The organism is Microbacterium maritypicum (assembly GCF_041529975.1).
Classification (GTDB): domain Bacteria; phylum Actinomycetota; class Actinomycetes; order Actinomycetales; family Microbacteriaceae; genus Microbacterium.
Genome location: NZ_CP168030.1, coordinates 650,177 through 670,839, shown reverse-complemented (window position 1 = coordinate 670,839; position 20,663 = coordinate 650,177). Strand labels below are relative to the sequence as shown.

The 20,663-nt window shown below is 67.4% G+C and carries 13 protein-coding genes; 3 read left to right on the top strand and 10 right to left on the bottom strand.

The annotated features are described in order from the left end of the window. Nucleotides 1-44: 44 nt before the first annotated feature. The 4 genes from ACCO44_RS03170 to ACCO44_RS03155 all read right to left on the bottom strand — a co-directional run bounded on the left by ACCO44_RS03170 (nt 45) and on the right by ACCO44_RS03155 (nt 3,988). Nucleotides 45-1,217: a fatty acid desaturase gene (locus ACCO44_RS03170; RefSeq protein ID WP_372468323.1), complete on the bottom strand. Its 1,173-nt coding sequence runs from the start codon at nt 1,215-1,217 to the stop codon at nt 45-47. Nucleotides 1,218-1,311: 94 nt separating this feature from the next. After that, nucleotides 1,312-1,596, bottom strand: coding sequence for a hypothetical protein (locus ACCO44_RS03165; RefSeq protein WP_136025630.1), 285 nt, complete (start codon nt 1,594-1,596; stop codon nt 1,312-1,314). Nucleotides 1,597-1,797: 201 nt separating this feature from the next. Continuing rightward, a complete protein-coding gene (locus tag ACCO44_RS03160) occupies nt 1,798-2,766 on the bottom strand; it encodes an intradiol ring-cleavage dioxygenase (RefSeq protein WP_372468322.1) in 969 nt (322 codons plus the stop codon). Between the two features lie 79 nt (nt 2,767-2,845). Further along, nucleotides 2,846-3,988: a low temperature requirement protein A gene (locus ACCO44_RS03155; protein ID WP_372469442.1), complete on the bottom strand. Its 1,143-nt coding sequence runs from the start codon at nt 3,986-3,988 to the stop codon at nt 2,846-2,848. A 351-nt stretch (nt 3,989-4,339) separates the two neighbouring features. On the opposite strand from ACCO44_RS03155, the gene ACCO44_RS03150 reads away from it, so the two are divergent. From ACCO44_RS03150 to ACCO44_RS03140, 3 genes are read left to right on the top strand one after another with little or no spacing between them, the layout of a single operon-like run. After that, nucleotides 4,340-5,866 (top strand): sugar transferase, encoded by a 1,527-nt coding sequence (locus ACCO44_RS03150; RefSeq protein WP_105711021.1) that lies wholly within the window; start codon nt 4,340-4,342, stop codon nt 5,864-5,866. A 4-nt stretch (nt 5,867-5,870) separates the two neighbouring features. Next, entirely contained in the window at nt 5,871-7,067 is a 1,197-nt protein-coding gene (locus ACCO44_RS03145; RefSeq protein ID WP_372468320.1) for a DUF1972 domain-containing protein, read from the top strand. Continuing rightward, nucleotides 7,064-8,200, top strand: coding sequence for a glycosyltransferase family 4 protein (locus ACCO44_RS03140; RefSeq protein WP_029262865.1), 1,137 nt, complete (start codon nt 7,064-7,066; stop codon nt 8,198-8,200). The genes ACCO44_RS03145 and ACCO44_RS03140 overlap by 4 nt, the downstream gene beginning before the upstream one ends. A 28-nt stretch (nt 8,201-8,228) precedes the next feature. On the opposite strand, the gene ACCO44_RS03135 is transcribed toward ACCO44_RS03140, so the two are convergent. From ACCO44_RS03135 to ACCO44_RS03110, 6 genes are all read right to left on the bottom strand, one after another. Then, on the bottom strand, nt 8,229-9,563 hold the full coding sequence (locus tag ACCO44_RS03135; protein ID WP_029262866.1) for a lipopolysaccharide biosynthesis protein: 1,335 nt from the start codon (nt 9,561-9,563) through the stop codon (nt 8,229-8,231). 10 nt (nt 9,564-9,573) lie between these two features. Then, the gene (locus tag ACCO44_RS03130; protein WP_372468318.1) at nt 9,574-11,985 is read right to left on the bottom strand and encodes a right-handed parallel beta-helix repeat-containing protein; all 2,412 of its coding nucleotides are present in this window, start codon (nt 11,983-11,985) and stop codon (nt 9,574-9,576) included. 395 nt (nt 11,986-12,380) lie between these two features. Continuing rightward, a complete protein-coding gene (locus ACCO44_RS03125) occupies nt 12,381-13,733 on the bottom strand; it encodes a polysaccharide biosynthesis tyrosine autokinase (RefSeq protein WP_029262868.1) in 1,353 nt (450 codons plus the stop codon). A gap of 55 nt (nt 13,734-13,788) precedes the next feature. Continuing rightward, the gene (locus ACCO44_RS03120; protein WP_372468317.1) at nt 13,789-15,099 is read right to left on the bottom strand and encodes a hypothetical protein; all 1,311 of its coding nucleotides are present in this window, start codon (nt 15,097-15,099) and stop codon (nt 13,789-13,791) included. A 207-nt stretch (nt 15,100-15,306) separates the two neighbouring features. Beyond that, nucleotides 15,307-20,016 carry a PKD domain-containing protein gene (locus tag ACCO44_RS03115; RefSeq protein WP_372468316.1) on the bottom strand — a complete coding sequence of 1,570 codons (4,710 nt, stop codon included), beginning with the start codon at nt 20,014-20,016 and terminating at the stop codon, nt 15,307-15,309. 85 nt (nt 20,017-20,101) lie between these two features. Beyond that, nucleotides 20,102-20,653 carry a DUF4352 domain-containing protein gene (locus ACCO44_RS03110; protein WP_372468315.1) on the bottom strand — a complete coding sequence of 184 codons (552 nt, stop codon included), beginning with the start codon at nt 20,651-20,653 and terminating at the stop codon, nt 20,102-20,104. Nucleotides 20,654-20,663 lie beyond the last annotated feature (10 nt).

Here is a 20,663-nt window from a genome sequence, read left to right as displayed (position 1 = left end):
CCTCTGTCGTTGCCGGACTGATCAGGCCCGGTGATGTCTGAGGGCTACGGCCGCCCGAACTGCGCCACTGCAGGGCAGTCGAAGGGGTCTGCGCCGGCGGAGAGTCCGACACGGTTCAGGTACTCGATCACGATCATGTACGAGCGGCCGAGGCTGGTCTCCGTGTACGGCACGTTGTTCGCCGCGCAGTAGTCACGCACGATCTCGCGCGCCTTCGCCAGGTGCGGTCGCGGCATGCTCGGGAAGAGGTGGTGCTCCACCTGGTAGTTGAGGCCGCCCATGAGCCAGGTCGTCCACCATCCACCGCTGATGTTGCGGGAGGTGCGGACCTGCTTGGTGAAGAAGTCGAGACGGGCACCGGGCTCGATGATCGGCATGCCCTTGTGGTTCGGTGCGAATGCGGCTCCCATGTAGACGCCGAAGACGGCCATCTGCACGCCCATGAAGGCGAATGCCATACCGAGCGGAAGCATCATGAACACGGGAACGAGGATGAGGGCGAATCGCAGCGTGATGATGCTGAGCTCGGTCCAGCGACCCTTCACGTTCTTCGTGGTGAGGAGGTACTTCAGGCCGAGGAAGTGGAGGTTCAGTCCCTCCAGCGTGAGCAACGGGAAGAAGAGCCAGCCCTGCTTGCGGGTGATCAGCTTGATCAGGCCCTTCGCCTTCGCGGCGTCCTCTTCGAGGAACGAGATCGTGTCGACCTCGATGTCGGGGTCCTTGCCGACCTGGTTCGGGTTTCCGTGATGCTTGGTGTGCTTCGAGTCCCACCACGAGTAGCTCATGCCGATGCTGGCGATGACGATGCGGGCGAGCTTGAAGTTCGCCGGCCCTGTGGTGAGGATCTGACGGTGCGCGGCCTCATGTCCGAGGAACGCGATCTGAGTCAGGACGATGCCGAGTCCCGCGGCGATGAGCAGCTGGAACCAGCTGTCGCCGAGCAGGATGAAGCCCGTGATGAGGCCACCGAGGGCGACGGCGAGCCCGGCGGCGACGAAGACGTAGAACCACTGCGTGCGGCCGAGGAGTCCCGTCTCCTTGACGACCTGGGACACCTGCTTGTATGCCTTGGCCATCGGGGGGAAGTCCGCGTTGCCGGAGTACGTCTGACGAATCGGACCCAGCGTTGCCGCGGTCGGTTCGATCTGTGTGATGGAGATGATCTTCTCCTGACGATCGGAGCCCTTGAGCTGTGGAAGCCCAAGGCAGTTGCCCAACGCTTACCTCACAGTAGCCCTGCCCGCATGCGCCTTCGGGAATACATCCGCACCCCTTGACGGACCGCTTTCAGTGTGCGTGAAGCCCTTGATTTCAGGCGCGAGCGCGGCGCGTCTTGCGCCGCCATGCCCGCGGAAGGATCGGGGAGAAGGCGGATCCATTACGCGTGGGCGCGTGCGCGTCCTCGAGTGCGCGGAACGCATCCTCGAGGGCCTCGAAGGCACCGAGATCGGCACCGTGGTTGTCGCGTACGAGGTGCGTGGTGCCGTCGAACTCGACGAAGCCGGCGAATTCGCCGGCACGCGTCGCGACGTGCACATCGGTGTCGGCCTGCTTCCAGGTCAACGGATCTGATGGGGGAAAGGTGGTCGTGCTCATGGTGATGCTCATTGCTGTGTGGCGGACACGCGTCGGCGCTCCGCAAGATGTGAGATCGAGGCGGATACCGCACGCATCGATGTGCGCGGTCCTTTACGGCCCTGATCAGTGGCGACGTGGCGGCCGAGAGGGGCGAAGCACACACGTTGCATGATCAGCATAGCAGACCATCCTCCGGCCTCGAAACTGCCCGTGTCGCGGTCAGTTCGCCGGGGGCTCCCCGCCGCCTCCCGGTCCTCCCTCGCCGCCCCCGGGCGCGGCGCCGGCAGTGGGTGTCGTCGTCGTGTCGACGCCGACCACCAGGGAGGCGGCGTAGCCCGCCGAAACGCTCCCGCTGACCGTCGCGACCTGGAGGGCACCGGAGTCGTCACCGAACACGTTGTCGCTCGCGAGCGTGATCTGCGCGAGGTTCCGTGCAGATCCGTCGTACGCCGACTCGGCGTACACGGCCGAGCAGGCCGCCTGCGGAAGGGCCAGCTGCGACGTGGCGATCGCCGTCGTCGAGTCGGTGATCGACGCGACGTCCGGGTAGATCTCGAAGTGGATGTGCGGCCAGCGGCCGGAGTAGCAGCCGGGGAAGACGGAGGTGAACGACACCGTGCCGTCGGCGTCGGCCACCTGCACACCACGCAGGTACGTGACGTCTTCCAGGCCGGAGGAGTACATCGAGTATTCGCCCTGAGCAGTGCAGTGCCACGCGTAGACCGCAACCCCGGCGAAGGGAACGCCCCCGTTCGCGAGATCGAGGATCTGCAGCTCGAAGACGAGCGGCACGCCGTCGGCGGTCGCCGCTCCGTCGATCGACGAGCTGATGTCCTGCCGTACGATGCCCGAGTCCTCGAGCACGTCGGGGCCGTTCGACCCGTCGCCCGGATAGGGCCCCGCCGTCTCGTCGGGGATCTCGGTCACGCTCGCCGAGCCCGCATCACCGCCGGGGGAAGCAGTCGGTGCGGGGGTGCTCGACGCGCCGCCAGAGGCCGCCGGCGCGCAGGCCGCGAGCACGACGGCCCCCAGGCCGAGACCGGCGAGCCCCAGGACGCCCCGCCTGCTCATCAGCGTGCGGATGTCGAATGCGGCGCCCTGGTCGACGACCTCTTCATCGACGCGGTCGAGCAGTCGCCCCTCGTATGCGGGGCCGTCGGGGGTCTGGGTGGGTTCGGGAATGCTCATTATCTGGCTCCTCTCGGGCGGACCGGTGATGGTGCGTCACCATGGTCCCCGAGCACCTGATCAGAGCCCTTTGCTCGGCCTATGCCTTGTCTATGCGCTCCCGCACCACCGGCGGACGGACCACGAGCACCACGACGATGCCGACGAGGATCAAGGCGGTCAGCGTCACCGGGATCGGGAGCACGGGGTCGAGCAGCACCAGGACCGCCCCCAGAGGGACGACGGTGTTCACGACGCGGTCCGCGTTCTCTCGAATCGCGATCCACCAGATGCCGATGAGGAAGATCGCGATCGGAATGGTGACCGTGAAGGAAGCGGCCAGGTTGGACAGATGGCTCTCCCCCGTCAGCACGTCGATCTCCACTTCGATCCCCGCGGAGAAGGCCGCGGCAGCCGCGAACACGAAGTAGTGCGTGTAGCCGTAGCGGAGCGACCGGCGGAAGGTCGTGATCGCGCGGTGATGAGGAGGCCAGAAGTAGATCCACCAAAGCGACGCCGTGACCACGAGGGTGAGCACCGCGATCGCGATCAGCGGGCCGAGGGACTCGACCTCGTCGAGCGCATCGATGATGGCATTCGCCGACGCGAGCAGGCTCTCGCCGAGGACGATCAGCGTGAACAGCCCGTACCGCTCCGTGATGTGATGCGGATGCCACGGAGTCTGCCGGCGGTACTCGGCGAACACCGGGACACCGATCTCGATGAGAGCGATAACCACGAATGCGGTCAACTGCAGGGGTCCGGTCGGGATGAGAAGGAAGAGGATCCACAGCACTTGCACCGCCGCGATACCGAACGCGTAGCGTCGCGTCGCCGAACGCAGTGTTCCGGCGGAGCGCGAGGCACGCAGCCACTGCGCGACCATCGCGACCCGCATCACGACGTAGCCGAGCACCGGAACCGTGAAGTCCCCCTCGACGAACGCGCCGGGGATGCCGGCGGCGAGAACGAGGACTCCTCCCATCTGGACGAACGTCGTCACACGGTAGAGCCAGTCATCGGTGTCGAACGAGGTGGCGAACCACGTGAAGTTCATCCACGCCCACCAGATCGCGAAGAACACCATCGCGTAGGACGTGACGCCGTGCAGGAAGTCCCCGTGACCGAGCGAGTGATGCAGCTGCGCGGAGGCGATGCTCACCGCCACGACGAACACCAGATCGAAGAACAGCTCGAGGGTGCTCGCGGTGCGATGCGGCTGTGCGGGATCGCGTGGCGACATCGTGCGGAGCCGGAAGCGCGAGGCGGTGGATTCGGCGGTCACCGCCACAGAATAGCGCTCGCCCGACACCCGTTCGGAGGCCGGTTTCATCCATTCGTAAGAAATACTTCCGATTCATAGGGAGGTTCCGCTACAGTAAGAAAGTCTGCAGTGCCTGCTGTCAGCGATCACCGTGTGGGACGGTGAAAACGCCCTCCGTGATGTGGGAATCACAGAGAGTTTCAGCAGGACCCGAGGGGTCGGGACGCAGACGAATGCCGTGAACGTGGGGTTCATGGTCTGGGGAAATCTGGGGAATCAAATGACGCACTGGGGAATTCTGCGTACATTCACGGCTCAAGGGGCCTCGGCATGACTTCCGTCGAGGATGCTCTGAGCATCGCTCGTACGGGCTTCGTGCCGGTCGCGGCTCCGCGAGCCACCAAGTCGGTGACGCGCACGGTGGTCACACCGCGCACTTCGGCGACCTTGGAGAGGCGCCGACAGTGGGAACGTCGCTACCGGATCCGGCTGCGGCTGACGGATGCAGCCGTCATCCTGTTCGCCGTCGGCCTGGCGGCAGCAGTCCAGCTGTCCATCGGCGTCTCGGCGATCGAGGTGCTGAGCGGCGCCGTTCCGCTCGCCGCTCTGTGGTACCTCATGCTGAGCGGGCTGCACACGCGGGACGCCGCGCTGTTCCGCGCGAGTGCCACCGAGTACCGAGGCGTGGTCCACGCCAGCGGGCTCGCCTTCGGGATCATCGCCATCGTGGCGGTGCTGCTCGCATGGGAGTCGATGCAACCGATGCTGCTGCTGGGGCTGCCCATCGGTGTGTTGACTCTTCTCGTGACCCGGTGGATGTGGCGCCACTGGCTGCAGACGCAGCGTTCGCACGGGCGGTTCGCCTCCCGGACGCTCGTCGTGGGCAACCGGGACGACGTCGAGTACGTGGTGCGCACGCTGCACCCGATCGGCGCCTCCGGTTACCAGGTGGTGGGCGCGACGCTGCTCGACGGCAACGCGCGTGACATCGAGGTCGGCGACACGAGGTTCCCGGTTCTGGGGAACGTGAACTCCGTGTCGTCGGTTGCCGCCGAGGTCGGTGCGGACACGATCATCGTGGCGAGCCGCCCCGAAGGCGAGCCCGAGTTCGTGAAGCAGCTGAGCTGGCAGCTCGAAGGGACCGCTGCCGAACTCGTGCTGTCGAGCCGACTCACCGATGTGGCTGGTCCGCGCATCTCCTTCGCCCCCGTCGAAGGACTGCCCCTCATCCAGGTGCAGATCCCGCGGTACGAAGGAGGCCAGCACCTGCTCAAGCGCGCGCTGGACGCGGCAGTGGCGACTGTGGCGCTCATCCCGATCGCTCTGCTCGCCCCGGTGCTGGCGCTGCTGATCAAGCTCGACTCGCCGGGACCGGTCTTCTTCTTCCAGGAGCGGGTCGGCCGTGACGGACGCCGCTTCAAGATGGTCAAGTTCCGCTCGATGAAGACCGACGCCGAGCAGCAGCTCGCCGCGCTCAAGGCACAGAACGAGGGCGCCGGCCTTCTCTTCAAGATGAAGGACGACCCGCGCGTCACCCGTGTGGGACGAGTGCTGCGCAAGCTCTCGCTCGACGAACTGCCGCAGTTCTGGAACGTCCTCGTGGGCGACATGAGCGTCGTCGGGCCCCGCCCGCCGCTGCCGAGCGAGGTCACCGCATACGACGGCACGGTCTTCCGCCGCCTCTACATCAAGCCCGGGATCACCGGTCTGTGGCAGGTCTCCGGGCGCAGCGATCTCTCCTGGGACGAGAGCGTGCGACTCGATCTGCGGTATGTCGAGAACTGGTCCGTGATGAACGATCTGCAGATCATGTGGCGCACCGCCAAGGTCATGGTGCAGCCCAGCGGGGCATACTGATCGGATGAGCAATTCGAACCGCCTCACCATCGCGATGGTGGGGACCCGAGGAGTGCCCGCGGCTTACGGCGGATTCGAGACGGCGGTCGAGGAAGTCGGCCGCCGTCTCGCGGACCGCGGTCACGACGTCGTCGTCTACACCCGCGGATCGGAGCGACGGGAGAAGGAGTACCTCGGCATGAGGGTCGTACACCTTCCTGCCGTTCCCGTGAAGCAGATCGAGACGCTCAGCCACACCGGGCTCTCGGCGCTGCACCTCGTCTTTCGGCGCCGTCCTGATGCGACCTTCGTCTTCAATGCCGCCAACTCGCCCTTTCTCCCGCTCCTCCGCATGCGTCGCGCCCCCGTCGCCCTGCACATGGACGGACTCGAGTGGAGGCGGTCGAAATGGGGCCCGCGCGGCAGGGCCTACTATCGCTGGGCAGAGCAGTTCGGCGTCCGCACCGCCGACGCCCTGATCGCGGATGCGCCGGGGATCGCCGACTACTATCGCCATCAGTTCGACGTGCCGACGGAGATGATCCGCTACGGCGCCCCGATCCTCGAAGAGCTCCCCGAACGCGGTGTCGCCGAGATGGGAGTCACGCCGGGCGGCTATCACCTGGTCGTGGCCAGGTTCGAGCCCGAGAACCACGTGCTGGAGATCGTCGAAGGCTATCGTGACAGCGACGCGACGCTGCCGCTCGTCGTCGTCGGGTCGGCACCGTACAGCGCCGGATACACCCAGGAGATCCAGCGCGTGGCGGACGGCGACGACCGGATCAGGCTCGTCGGCGGCGTATACGACCAGGAGTTGCTCGACGCCCTGTACGCGAATGCGCTGACGTACCTGCACGGCCACTCGGTGGGTGGCACGAACCCTTCCCTCCTGCGCGCCATGGGTGCCGGAACGGCAGTGATCGGCTTCGATGTTCCCTTCAACCGCGAAGTGCTCGACGGCAACGGGTGGTTCTTCACCGACGCCGCCGACGTCGCAGCTCAGGTCGTCGCGGCGGAGGCCGCCCCGGACCTGACCGCCTCACACGGGAAGACCGTGCAGGAGATCGCGCGCACCCGGTTCCGTTGGGACGATGTCGCGGACGAATACGAAGCGCTCGCGCGCAGGCTCGCGGAGGGATCGAGCATCCACTCCTCAGCTCGACAGGCACGTCGGCGCACCACCGATTGGTCGCCCACTCCAGCGGATCCGGCGACGCGATGAGCGGCGACGGAGACCAGCGCACGGTCCTTCTCGTACACCCCGGCGCCGAGCTGTTCGGCTCGGACCGCATGTTGCTCGAGAGCGCGATCGGCCTCGTCGCGGCGGGCGCACGGGTCGTGGTCGCACTGCCGAGCTCGGGGCTTCTCGTCCCGGAACTGCGCGCGGCCGGTGCCGAAGTCGTCATCCTCCCGATGCTCGTTCTGCGCAAGGTCCTGCTGACCCCGCGCGGACTGCCCCGCCTCTTCCGCGACACCTTCCGGGGTCTCGGAGCAGCCTGGCGCCTGATCGGCCGGCTGCGCCCCGACGTCGTGTACGTCTCGACGATCATCATCCCCCAGTGGCCGCTGGTCGCCCGGCTGAGGCGGACCCGCTCGGTGAGCCATGTACACGAGGCCGAGGCGTCGGGCAACAAGCTGGTGAACGGCATCCTCTACTCCCCCCACCTGGCCTCTGAGCGCACGATCGTGAACAGCCGGTTCAGTCTCGACACGATCCGCACCGCGCTGCCCGCTCTCGCCCGCCGCTCACACGTGGTCTACAACGGCGTCGCCTCGCCTCCGCAACCGATCTCACCCCGTCCACGCATCGAGCGGGCCCTCCGTGTGCTCTACATCGGTCGGCTGTCTCCGCGTAAGGGTCCGGACCTCGTCATCGAGGCAGCCTCGGCGCTGCACACCACGGGTCGCGAGGTCGAGGTCACGCTCCTCGGTGCGGTCTTCGAAGGATACGAGTGGTTCGAGCGCGACCTTCGCGAACAGGCCGCAGCGGCGGGCGTCTCCGTCGACTTCGCCGGCTTCCACTCCACGATCTGGCCGTTCCTCGCCGAAGCGGATGTGCTCGTCGTCCCGTCCCGCGTCGACGAGCCGTTCGGGAACACCGCGGTCGAGGGCATCCTTGCTCTGCGCCCCGTGATCGCGAGTGACAGCAGCGGGCTCCGAGAGGCAGCGGGCGGCTACGCGACCGCTCAACTGGTCACCCCAGGCGATGCGGAATCGATCGCCGCCGCGCTGACCGACATCCACGCGCGGTGGAACGAGATCGTGTCGACCGTCGCGGACAGCCGCGCGGAGGCACTCCGCCGCCACGCGCCTGACGTGTATCGCGCGAGCATCACGGCACACGTCCTGCCCTGACCGGCTGCGGCAGCGCGCGGACCCCCGTCTACGCGACGTCGTCGCTCGGCTGCGGCACCGATTCCTGGCTGCCGACGGTGAGCCGGGTCTTGTGCCGCACGATGTAGATCGAGAACGGGATCAGCTGGCACACCAGCAACGCGAACGCGACGCCGATCAGAGGTCCGGCGATTCCGAGCACGGGCGTCAGGACGAAGGAGAGTCCGATTCCCACAGCGGCCATGCTCAGGGTGGGGATCACCTGGAAGCGGATGCCGGGCTTGTCCATGATGAACATTCCCAGCGGGTACACCGCCGCGGTCATCATGATCATGAGGCCGAAGGCGAAGATGGTGCTCGGACGCACCGTCAACTCGCCCTGCGTGATGAATCCGAAGAGCCACGGTCCGACCAGCCAGACCATGACTGTCGCGGCAGCGATGGCGGCGGCGAACAAGGCGGAGAGCAGGAACGGGCCACGCCGGAGACCGCCGTCGTGCCGCATTCGAGCGAAATGCGGCCACAGAGCCAGACCACCGGCCATCACCAGCCCGTTCAGCGCGAAGAAGACCTGTCCGGCCACGCCGTATTCGGCGACATCGGTCGGTCCGCCGAGCTGAGCTATGACGTATCGCTGGGATCCCACGGCGATGGGATACGTCACCATCTGGGCGAGCATCGGCCAACCGACGTCCATCACGCGCACGCCGGGAAAACGTCGCGGACGCAGAACCATCCGCACGGCCGACGGGATCAGCGGTGACGTCGTGCGCGCCGTGATCAGGAGGCCCAGCACGGAAACGAGGAAGGACGCAGCGAACGAGGCGATCGCGACGAACGAATGGAGGTTCTCCCCGCCGAACGTGAGGATCAGCCACACCCCGGCCATCGTGAGCGGCGAGATCAAGCCTTGGAGCAGGATCACGACGTGGTTGCGACGCTGTCCGAGCATGATGCGCACCCAGACGCCGAGCGGGATCCCCAGGCAGAAGATCGTCACGCAGTAGAACGCCGCCAGCGACGCGCCGGGGCGTCCCCCGGCCTCTCCGAAGACCAGCTCCCAAGCGCCGGTGAGGACGAGGACGGTGTTGATCGCCATCGCGCTGGCCGCGAACATGAGCAGCACGCGTCCGACGGAGGTGAGCTGGTACCTCAGCTTCTCGTCGGTGCGCACGTCGTCGCTCGTCGCGACGGCGTTGACCAGGACCGCCCCGCTGCCGAGGTCGGTGAACGTCAGCAGCGAGGGGATCGTGGTGAGCAGTGTGTAGAGGGCGAAGCTGTCGACGCCCGCGCCTCCGATGATCATGCGCGTCGTGAGAACGCCACAGACAAGCGCGATGACCATCGTCAGCGCGCGGGCGCCGACAGCGAGAAGTGAACCCATACCTACATCGTCACCGCTGCCGGGCTCCCAGCGACGCGCCGTTGACGGGGAGTCGCGATACCGAGGCGATATCCGCCGGCACCGGGACCCCTGCGGACGCCCGGGTGGCGAGCAGCATGAACCTGTCGTTGACGACGCTCGCCCCTTCGACGAACTGCGATCGCCGGTCGTGCCCGGTCGCGGCGGTGAACGCCGCAAGCGTGTCGGCTACCGTCGGATCCTTCGACACCGCGCCTCGGGACCATGCCGAGAACCATCTCGGTGTGCCCGGCGCCGTGCGGTGATACAGGTTGCCGTCGATGCTCGACACCATCTGCGCGCCGGTGAATCTCAGCGAGTAGTCCTGCACGCACACGAGGCAGTTGCCGGCGCTCTCCGCGATGACATTGTTCGATACGACCGTGTTGCGCACGGTCCACGACGCCAGCGGCGCGTATCTCGTCCGGGGGTCGTGGCCCGCCGCGTTCGGATCGGAGGCGCTGCGCGCGTCCTGCCCGATGCTGATGTTGCGGTTCGCGTTACCGACGAAGGTGTTGTTCCAGATCTTCACGTTCCCGGAGTTGAGTACGAAGAGCCCGAAGTCGCCGTTGCGCGCGATGATGTTGTCGGCGACGACCGCACGCTCGGACAGCTCGACCATGACGCCGTGCCCCGTGTTGCCGATCACGTCGTTGCCCGTGAAGGCGATGTCGACGACGGACTCGTCGAACCACGGGCCTCGCCCGTTGTTGGCGGTGAACGCACTGTCGGCCACCGTCACCTTCTGAGTTCGCGTGACCTTGAAGGCGCCCGACACCGGAGAGTGATTGAAGCCCTCGGAGTTGTTCCCCGTCGAGAGCATCTGCGTCACCTTGAGCCCGTCGGCCTGCGAGGCTCCTCCGCCGAGCAGTCCGTTGCCGATCAACGACACCCGGGTCAATTTGGTGCGCGGAGACCACGAGTAGAAACCGGTGGTGGCGTTGTCGCGGATCGTCACGTCGGTGAGCGACACGTCGGCAGCCGCCGCGATCACCGTGCCCATCTCGGGGACGGAGGTGGCGTATCGACGCACCCCGATCCCGCGGATCTCCGACCCGGCCGAGCGGATCGAGAGGGCCTGCGAGAGCACGCTCGCCTCGACCGGCTTACCCGTGGGGTTCGTGCCGATCACGAGTCGCTTCGCCGCGTCGTCGACGAAGAAGGTCCCCGCCTTCACCTGCGCCGCAGTGCCGACCTCGCGCAGCTGCGCGCCTGCCACCCAGACCTGGTCCGGATGAGCAGCCATCGGATGCGCGGGGTCGATGAAGCGCCAGTCGGCCTGGGTGTAGTCGGGGGCGCCCTTGGTGTAGGTCGGGCTCGAGTCGAGCTTCGTCGTCCAGCCGTCGACCACCCAGGTGCTTCCCGAGGGCTTCCACCCGGTGACGGGCTTCGCTCCGTCGAGCCAGACCGCCTCGTTCGACGCCGGCTGGATGGTGACCTTCTTCTGCGGCGGGATCACGATCTGCTCGTGGTAGGTGCCTCCGCGCAGAACGATGGTCCCCCCGTTCGGGACCAGGCGCAGCGCGGCTTCGATCGTCCTGACCGGCGAGTTCTTGGTGCCGGCAGCGCCATCCGAGCCCGTGGGCGCGGCATAGATCGCCGTCGACGGGGCGTCGTAGGAGAGCGAGCCCGGGATTCGTGCACCCGGCTCACCGCGCACGCCTGCCGGCGTCGCGGGAGTGACGGGAACGGGCGCCGGCGCAGGGGTCGGGGCCGGCGCAGGGGTCGGGGCCGGCGTCGGAGCCGGTGCCGGCGGACGCGTGGGGGCCGGCGCAGGCGCCGGAGCAGGCGTCGGAGCAGCGATGGCGGTGGCGCGGATGTCGTCGATGCCGACGGGCACTGCCGACTTCGCCCCGGAAGAGGTGTAGAGCGCGAAGGCGTATCCACCCGGCTTCTGCAGGCGTGCGGATGATGCATCCGAGTGCGAGACCTGCCAGGCGGACGGCTCTGCGGCACCCGAGACCCAGGCTTTCGCCGAGAGGGCGACGGGGTTGGTGCCGGCCACTCGGAACGCGACGTCCAGCGAGGTTCCACTCTTCACGGTCACCGGAAGGCGACGCTCGGCGAGGCTCTGGACCCCGGTGAGGTCAGTGAGTCGAACGACGGACACGTAGGCCGAGCCATCGGGGTGCACACGCACCCGCACGCCGTAGGAGTCCTTCCCGGAGACGCGCACCGCCTGCGCGAGGTAGATCGGACCGCCGACGGGCAGCTTCGGGATCGAGAGCGAGAACTTGCTGTCGACGTCGGCTGCCGAGACGCCGGTCACGCTCGCCCGCGCGGTGATCCCCGGCTTACGGCTCGCCAGCAGAGCCACGTCTCCCGTGACACTGGAGGCGCCCTCGATGACGCGCCACGCGCCTACGGCCGATGATCCCCACCCGGAGCCGACGGTGCGGTCCATGTCGTCGTCGATGACCGGGGCAGGAGCAGCCGCTGCAGGTCGCGTCGCTCCGTGCGACACATCCGCCGATGCGGCTACCGGTACAGACGTCAGCGCGGCTGTGACTCCCAGCACGGCGGCGAGAGCGCCGGCGACCGCTCGCCGGCGGTGTTGTGGAGGTCGTCGGGATTTCTTTGGGGATGAGGCGAGCTCAAGGAACGGAAAGGACATGATGTCACCGTTTTCTGGGGCAGGTTCAACGATCAACCAGCACCACGCCGCTGTTTACACCCCGGCGGTGAAGTGCGAGTCCCCCTCGCAACTCATGAAGAGTAACCGGCTCAGGAGGCAAAGACAAACGGGCACCGCCTTCCGGCCGATATACACGCCATGATGGCGTGAACCCGGGTCGGCGGTCAATCGCTGTAGTACTCGCTACGATGACGGTCGGGGCGGGCCCTGTTCAGCACGGTCCCGAGGATGCGTGCGCCACCCGACTCGAGCGACCTGATGCTCTTCGTCAGCGCGGCACGGCGCGTCTTGGTCGCGTCGACGACGAGGATGACACCGTCGGTCTGGGTGGCGAAGAGATTCGCGTCCGCGACGCTCAGCGTCGGGGGAGAGTCGATCACGACGTAGTCGTACTCCGCTGCGGCGAAATCGAGCAGCTGCGCCATGCGCGACGACGTGAGAAGTTCGGCGGGGTTGGGAGGCACGGTGCCGGCGGGCAGGATGTCCAGCGTGCTGTCGGCGACGCTGTGCTTGGCCACCTCGAACTCGACCTCGTCGAGCAGCACGCTCGTGAGACCGATCGAGCCGTCGATGCCGGCGTGCTCGTGCGCACGCGGGCGGCGCATGTCGGCGTCGATCAGCAGCACGGAGTTGCGGAGACCCGCGAGCGTCATGGCCAGGTTCACCGACACCGTCGACTTGCCCTCGGCCGGCATGCCCGACGTGACCAGGAGCACCTTCACGCGCGACGACACATTCGCATATGCGAGCGCGGAGCGGATGCGACGGAACTCCTCCGAGGTGTGCCCCAGCGGCTCCTGTGCCACGGCGATGCCGCGCGTGACCAGCAGCGGGGACTTCGACACGACACCGAGCACGGGGTCGCCCCCCGCCTGTGTGAGCGTCTCCTCGTTGCGCACCCGGGTGTCGAGCACCCCGATCAGGATGGCGACGGCCAGGCCGAGCACCCCGCCGAGGAAGCCGCCGAGAAGGGCATCACGAGGCTTGCTCGGGGTGAACTGGAACTCCGGCACGACCGCGTCGTCGATCACCTGCGCGGTGATCGTGGACTCCCCCTGCGGATCCTTGGGAGCCACGTCCTTGACGGCCACGATGAGCTGGTCGGCGACGGCGTTCGCCAGGTCGGCCGATGCTTCTGCGTCGTCCGCGATTCCGGTGACCCGGAGCGTGACAGTGCTCTGCGGGATCGACACCTCGATGTCCCGGGCCAGAGCACGCGCAGTGGTGTCGAGGTCGAGCTCTTCGATGACGGGATCGAGCACGCGCGAGCTGGTGGCGAGCTGAGCGAACGACAGCATCTGGCTCTGCGTGTACACCGATCCCTGGTTGAGGTCTGAGGCGCTGGTTCCCTGGTTGAGAGCGAAATACAGGGAGGTCGTCGCCTGGAAGAGCGGCGTCTGCAGCGACGCGTATCCGTAGGACCCCGCTGCGCCGAGAACGGCGGACAGCACGATCAGCCACCAGAACTTGCGCAACGAACTCGCGATGACACGCAGACTGACCCGGCTCTCGCCCATGGTTCCCCATTCCCCCTGAGATTTCGATTCTAGATGAGTCAACGTTTCCGCACCCTCACGCTCGTGGGTACAACGGCGGGGCGTTGTTCGGCAGCCGCAGCCCCTCCGGTGCGCCGATATCGACGCGCGTGGCCGGTTCGTCGGGCCCTCGGAGCACGGCAGAGTCTCTGGCCCAGGTGATGGCCAGGCCCACGCAGAACCAGAGGAACATGCTGTACTGCGTGATGAGGGCGACCACCACGAGACTCGGAAGTTGTCCGACGACCGCGAGCGCTGCGGGGCTTCGCGTCGAACGCCTCAGCGCCATCCACGCAGCGCAGACGACGGCAGCCATGATGAGGAAGGTCGGCACATATCCGTACCTCAGCAGGGTGAGGACCAGCGCATTGTCGACGGATCTGGCGAAGTAGCCGAGGTAATAGTCGCCCGAGACCAGGGAGTGCCAGTCGCCCGGGTTGCCGAAGACCTGCACCTGTTCGAGGAGCACGAGCAGGTCCGTTCGATAGTCCGCACTGCCGCCCGCTTCCTCCCCCGCTGCCCCGAAGACCGTATCGATGATGGGGATGACGATGGCCGTTCCGATCACACCGGCCACGGCGACGGTCGCCCGGAAACGAGTGGAGACGCCGACGATCAGGAACGTGGACAGGATGAGCGTGAGCACGAGCGTCAGGAGACCCACACGGCTGAAAGTGAGGACCGTCGCCACCGCGATGATCACCACCCCGCTGATCTTCGGAACGAGCCGCCACCTGGTCGCGACGACGAACGCCGAAGACATGGCCAGGGCCGCACCGAGTGCGATCGAATGCCCGAAAGCACCCTCCGCCCTCAGGACCCCTCCGCGCTCCTGCAGCGGGCTCCAGGTGTCGTAGATGACCCCCGACCCCGGTATGAGCACGAACGGGTTGAACGAGGTGAAGAACTCCACGACGGCGAGGGTCGCGGCGACCACGGCGACGATCGCGATCGTGGAGGTCACCCATGCGGTGCCGACCCGGGCGAGCACCACGCGGCCCCAGATGTAGGGGATCACCCATTCGAGCAGCGCGGCGACGAGGGACGCGAGGTCCACGGAGCCGAAGGCGTAGAGACCGACGGTGACGATGATGAACACCGCCACCCACGCATCGGCCGCCCGCAGCGGGACGATCGACCAGTTGACGACGATAAGCAGCGCCGTGAGGAGCGTGATCGCGGCCCAGTAGAAGCCGATGTTCACCCCCACCCAGAGGGGGACGAAGAAGAGCACGCACGCCCAGACGACGAATGCCGCGCGGGGCATCATCCGGAGCACGAGTACGACGAGGGCCAGTGCGGCGAGACCTCCGACTGCGAGGAGCACGATCGGAACAGCAGTGGCCATGCGTCAGGATCCTACTCGGAGGTGGTGGCGCGGAACGAATCTCATGGGACCGCCCTCCCCGCCGGTGTCACCGTGCGCTGTGCGCTCGGGGCGCTGTCAATGTGTAACACGTCAGCAGCCTCGAACAAGTGAGGCGCGCCCTCATCCGCCGGCGCGTGAGCACCGACGGACGGGAGCGCACCTCACGTGCGGCGCGTCACTCCGCCGCTACGGGGCGGTCACCCGGAACGAGTCGAAGGAGACACCGAGTGCCGCGGTCGCGTTCCCCGAGCGGTTGCCGCTCAGCCCGACCGATCCCGCCCCCTGCAACGGCGTCGCATCCGTCGTGTTGAGCTGCCAGTTCGCCGGCTCTGTGCCGCCCGTCGCCCAGATCTTCGCCGAGATCGCGGTCGGCGACCCACCGGTGACAGAGACCTTCAGCGTGTAGGAGGTGTCCGCCGTGAAGGCGAGCCCCGCTACGGGCTGCGCGAGCAGCACGGTGCCATCGCGGTGAGCCACGAGCCAGATGGTTCCGTCAGGACGCAGCCACGCACGGACCAGGTACTTACCTGCGGCCGACTGACGCGCGATGACTCCGATGTAGGCGCCGCCCGCTGCCGGGGCCTGATCGACGCGGAACTGCGTCTGCAGGACGGCGTCGGTGATCGAGGTCGTGTTGAGCGTCGCGTGGCGGGTATCCCCGGCGATCAGGGCCATCTTGCCCTGGCCGTCCGCCACGGTAGCCGCTGCCTGCGAGCCGCCGGCGATCGTCCAGGCGCCGCCCACGACCGCGCTGCCCCAGCCGGGACCGGAGGTCCGGTCGAACTCGTCGCCGGCCAGCGGGGCGGGCTCGGGCTCGGGCTCCGGATCCGGATCGACAGGAGCCGCAGCCACCGTGACCTGCTTGGTCGCGGTGTGCGTCGCCCCCTTGTCGTCGGTCACGGTGAGCGTCACGGTGTAGGTTCCGGCCGCGGCGTAGGTTCGGGAGCTGGTCGCACCCGTGCCCGTGGAGCCGTCGCCGAAGTTCCAGGCGTAGGAGGCGATGGTGCCATCCGAATCCGTCGACGCGGTGCCGTCTACGCTGGCCGTCAACGCCGTCGCGGTCGCCGAGAAAGCGGCCACCGGTGCGACGTTGGTGGGCTCGGGCTCGGGCTCCGGCTCCGGATCCGGCGCCACGGCGCCGAGGTTCTTCAGCGTGAAGTCGTCGAAGCTGGCGAGGTTGCTCCCGGTTCCCGTACCGGAACGGTACGAGTACACGGTGGGTGCTCCCGCGACCTGGAGGGCCGCCGTCGCGTCCGTCGTCGACAGCTGCCAGCTGGCGGGTTCTGCGGCTCCGCCTGCCCACAGCTTGGCGCGGATGGTGGTAGTCGTGGAACCGGTCGTCTCCATCGCCAGGTTGAACGTGCTGCCCGCTGTCCAGGTGAGACCCGCGACAGCGGTGCTGGCGATCGCCGTGCCGTTGCGCTGGATCACGATCCACGTGCTGCCATCGGCGCGGTGCCATGCAAGTGCACGATAGCCGTTGGAACCGGACCGACGCGCACCGAGCCCTTCATAGGCGATGCCCGTCGACGGCCCCGAGGACAGCGTGTAGTTGATCCGTGCCGAGGTGTCGAGCAGAGACGTGCCCTGCAGAAGCATCTCGCGGGTATCCCCGGGTGCGAGATTGAGCTTGCCCACTCCGTCTGCGACGGAGGCGATGGCGGCAGAACCGCTCATGGGTGCCCACGTGCCACCGACGTCAGCTGCACCCCAACCGCTCGAGACCACGCGACCGAACGAATCGGATGCCGCGAAGACCTGAGACTGCACCGTCACGGAATTCGTGACGCTCGCCGACCCGCCGAGGCTGTCGGTCACCGTCAGGGTGATGTCGTGTGCACCCGCCTGGCCGTAGGTGTGACCGGCGGTGGCTCCCGAACCGGCGGGAGTACCGTCGCCCCAGTTCCAGGAGTAGGACAGCGTCGCCCCGTCGGAGGCACTCGACCCGGCCGCCGAGACGTTCACGGTCATGCCCGAAGCCGTCGACGTGAACGTCGCGACCGGATCTGCGTGAGTGGTGACCGCTTGACGCGTGGTCGACGCGGTGCCGCCGCGGTTGTCCGTGACCGTCAGGGTCACCGTGCGCGTTCCCGCCGTGGCGTACACGTGGCTGGCGACCTGGCCGGTCGACGTCGTTCCGTCACCCCAGTTCCATGCGTACGAGGAGATGGTGCCATCGGAATCGGTGGATGCGGACGCATCGGCCGAGACCGAGAGTCCCGTTCCGGTGACCTCGAAGGACGCTGTCGGCAACACGTTCGCCGCCTGGACCACGACCGGCTTCTCCGTCGTCGCGGCCAGCCCGTTGCTGTCGGTGACCGTGAGCTTCGCCGTGTACGTTCCGGAGGCCGTGTAGGTGTGCGAAGTCGTCGCGCCCGTGCCCGCCGGAGAATCGTCGCCGAAGTCCCACCGGTAGCCGGTGATCGTCGCAGAGCCCGCCGGAGCGGACGCGCTGGCGTCGAAGGCCACGTCGAGGTCCGTCGCGGTCGCCGTGAAGGAGGCGGTCGGCGCCTCGAAGCCCTTGCCGACGCCGTAGTGCGTCTGCACCTGGGTCGACGTCAGCGCGTACGGGTAGACAGCGGCCTCATCGAGGGCTCCCTTGAAGTACTTGGAGCTCGGCGCCGAAGGCCAGCTGCTGAGGTTGTCCCCGCCGATGCGCCAGTATCCGAGGTAGTTCTCCGCGGTGGTGCCGGAGGCGTCGGATGCGACGAGCGTGCCGTCGACGTACAGCTTCATCCCCGCAGAGCTCTGCGTCGCCACGGCATGGTGCCAGGCGTTGTCGTTCAAGGCGGTGCTGTTCTGGATCGTCCGAGTGCTCCCGTCATAGGTGCCGAAGACGAGCCGACCGTTGTTGGTCATATAGAGGTGACGGTCGTAGCTGGTGGAGTCGCCGGAGGCGGCGCTCCCATAGCCGATCAGCTTTCCACCGGTGGTGGAGTTGGTCTTGAACCACACCTCGGTCGAGTACTCGGAGGGTGCGGCGACCTTGTTCGTCGTCGCGACGCGTCCGGTGGAGGAACCGGTGAACGTCGATGCTCCCGTCGCGGTGTTCGCAACGCCGGACGTGGATGTCGAGACGCCCGAGCCGAAGACGGGCGTGTTCGCACCGGCCCAATCCTGCCTGGAGTCTCCCAGGGGGTAGTAGAGCTGCGGCGCGTCGGCCGTCACGGCGTCCACGTACGTGGAGGCAGCTCCTGCCGTCACCGTCGCACTGACGGCCTGGCTGCTCACCGCGTTCCCGTTGCCGTCCTTCGCGACGACGGTGTACTCCTGCTGTGTTCCGGGAGGCGCCGTCTTGTCTTCGAGGCTGATCGTGGGGCGGTTCCACCAGGTCGCGTCGGCCGTCAGCGTGGCGACCGGCGTCGCGGTGCCCGTGCGCCGCAGCTCGTACGTGAGCGTCAGATCGTCGCGATCCCAGTTCGAGGGGATCGAGACGCGCACGCGCCCGGGGATGAAGGACTGCGCCGTGGCGGTCCAGTTCGCTCCGGAGACACGCGGACCGTCCTTCGCCCCGGCCGGCGGCGTCGTCGAGAAGCGCACGAGGCCCTCGAAACGGCCGTTGTTGACCGAGCGGAACTCTCCGCCGATCGAGATCATGTTGCCGGCACCGGTAATGGAGAGGCCGGCCTGCCCCATGCCCGTCGTCACGCCGACCGCCCAGTCGGGGGTCCAGGCGTATGCGGACGGCGCCGGAGTGCCGGCCCAGTTCTTGTAGGTGCTGCCTGCCGCGGGCTGATTGCCCAGCGTTCCGCGGGCATCCGCCGTGTACGCCTCGGAGTAGCGATGAGTGCGCGGGTTCTGCTCCGGGTGCATGCCCTGCGTGCTGCAGGCGTGAGTGTGGCTCGTCGTGTAGACGACCTTGCCCGTGGAGTAGACGCCGTAGTGGTCGCCGAGGCAGTCCGAGATCCAACGCACCTGGCCGGTCCCGGCCTCAGCCGCAAAAGTACCTTCCAGGTTGCCGACGTCGGCGCTGGCGTAGACCCAGCCGGTCCCGAATACGGCGGTGGAGTCGGCCGCCAGCCCGAAGATACCGGCCTTGCCCGAACTCGCGCCGGTGTTGTAGCCGTTCTTGACGGTCTGCGGAAGCGCCCAGGAAGTGTCCACAGCGCCGGTCGACTTGTCGAGGGCGACAGCGCCGCGCATCGTCAGGTCGCCGTTGACCTGAGAGAAGCGGCCGGCGGCGATGACGTTCTGCCCTGCGGGGTCCATGACCATCGCATCGACCTGCAGGTCGGTCTGCGGCGCCCAGCCCAGCAGTGCACCATTGGCAGCGTTGAACGCCGCGAGGTTCTTGCGCGCCGTGCCGTTGCCCTGCGTGAACAAGCCTCCGACGTACACACTCGACCCGGACGTGGCCATCGCGTAGACGCCGCTTCCGCCGATCGACGGATTGAAGCCGGGAACCAGCTGGCCGGTCACCGCGTCGAGCGCCGCGAAGTTCCAGCGCGCCTGCCCGTTGACCGAGTTGAACGACCCACCGATGTAGATGCGGCTGCCGTCGGGTGAGGCCGCGACCGCCTTGATCACGCCGTTCACCTGCGGGGCGAACGACAGCAGCTGGCCCGTGTTGATGTCATATGCGAGCACGTTCGACCGCGCCGTCAGACTCGTCCCCGGCACCGCCAGTGGCGCGCGCGCATTGTCGAATTTGCCCACCGCGTACACGGTCGAGCCGATCGTCGTCTGCGACCAGACGTAGCCGTTGTCGATCTGCACCGTCGGAATGGGATCCGACGTCACGACGTTTTCGTCACGCTGCAGCAACGGCGGCGGTGACACGTCGGCAGCCGAAGCCGCCTGTGCCCCCAGCGTCGTCATCCCCGCGACCAGCAACGCTGCTGTCACGACAGAAGCCAGCGCTCCCAGCGCCCGCTTCGTGATTGTTGTGTTCCCCATTAGTGACTCCCCAGCCGCAGAACGTTCTTGAGTATGAAATTGCGAAAGTGCGATGAAAGATCGGTGCGCGGCAGCGCACCCATTGTCAGGACAGCGTGCCGGCGAATGTGGCCACCGGCTCGCCCGCGGCGTAGTTGACGCTGATCTTGACCGAGCGCCCCTTCGTCGGATCGAGCATGAAGACGTAGGTTCCGGTGGCCTCGGCGCCCGCGGCCAGATCGCCCGTCAGCGGCTTGTTCGGCCCCGCGGTCGTGGCCACGCCGATGTCTCCGTCGTCCGTCGTCAGACTGACGACCGCGGATTCGATGCTCTGCGCCCGCTTCGAGTCATTGGACACGGAGACGTCGACCACCACGGCCGGACCGGCGTATTCTCCCGGCGTCTCCGGCTCGACGGTCATGGTCGAGATCTTGTCGATCGTGACGACCATGTCGGTCGACAGGGCGATCGGCTCGTCGAGCGCTCCGCTCTGCACCGTCAGCGACGGCGCCTCGGTGGGCCCTGCGGCCTCATCCTCGGCGGGCGGCGTCCAGTCGGTGGTGCTGGTGCCCTCGGGCGTCGGCTCCTCGGAGGCGTCGGGGGCTGCCGTGCAGCCTGCCGTCACGAGTGCGAGCACCACCAGAGGCGCGATGAACATCGCGCGTCTC

Excerpts from the sequence above, each read along its gene's own strand:
- ACCO44_RS03160 (WP_372468322.1), bottom strand. The coding sequence starts at position 2,766 with ATGAGCATTCCCGAACCCACCCAGACCCCCGACGGCCCCGCATACGAG.
- ACCO44_RS03125 (WP_029262868.1), bottom strand. The coding sequence starts at position 13,733 with ATGGGCGAGAGCCGGGTCAGTCTGCGTGTCATCGCGAGTTCGTTGCGC.
- ACCO44_RS03130 (WP_372468318.1), bottom strand. The coding sequence starts at position 11,985 with ATGGACCGCACCGTCGGCTCCGGGTGGGGATCATCGGCCGTAGGCGCG.
- ACCO44_RS03140 (WP_029262865.1), top strand. The coding sequence starts at position 7,064 with ATGAGCGGCGACGGAGACCAGCGCACGGTCCTTCTCGTACACCCCGGC.
- ACCO44_RS03150 (WP_105711021.1), top strand. The coding sequence starts at position 4,340 with ATGACTTCCGTCGAGGATGCTCTGAGCATCGCTCGTACGGGCTTCGTG.
- ACCO44_RS03115 (WP_372468316.1), bottom strand. The coding sequence starts at position 20,016 with ATGGGGAACACAACAATCACGAAGCGGGCGCTGGGAGCGCTGGCTTCT.
- ACCO44_RS03155 (WP_372469442.1), bottom strand. The coding sequence starts at position 3,988 with ATGTCGCCACGCGATCCCGCACAGCCGCATCGCACCGCGAGCACCCTC.
- ACCO44_RS03110 (WP_372468315.1), bottom strand. The coding sequence starts at position 20,653 with ATGTTCATCGCGCCTCTGGTGGTGCTCGCACTCGTGACGGCAGGCTGC.
- ACCO44_RS03145 (WP_372468320.1), top strand. The coding sequence starts at position 5,871 with ATGAGCAATTCGAACCGCCTCACCATCGCGATGGTGGGGACCCGAGGA.
- ACCO44_RS03135 (WP_029262866.1), bottom strand. The coding sequence starts at position 9,563 with ATGGGTTCACTTCTCGCTGTCGGCGCCCGCGCGCTGACGATGGTCATC.
- ACCO44_RS03120 (WP_372468317.1), bottom strand. The coding sequence starts at position 15,099 with ATGGCCACTGCTGTTCCGATCGTGCTCCTCGCAGTCGGAGGTCTCGCC.
- ACCO44_RS03165 (WP_136025630.1), bottom strand. The coding sequence starts at position 1,596 with ATGAGCACGACCACCTTTCCCCCATCAGATCCGTTGACCTGGAAGCAG.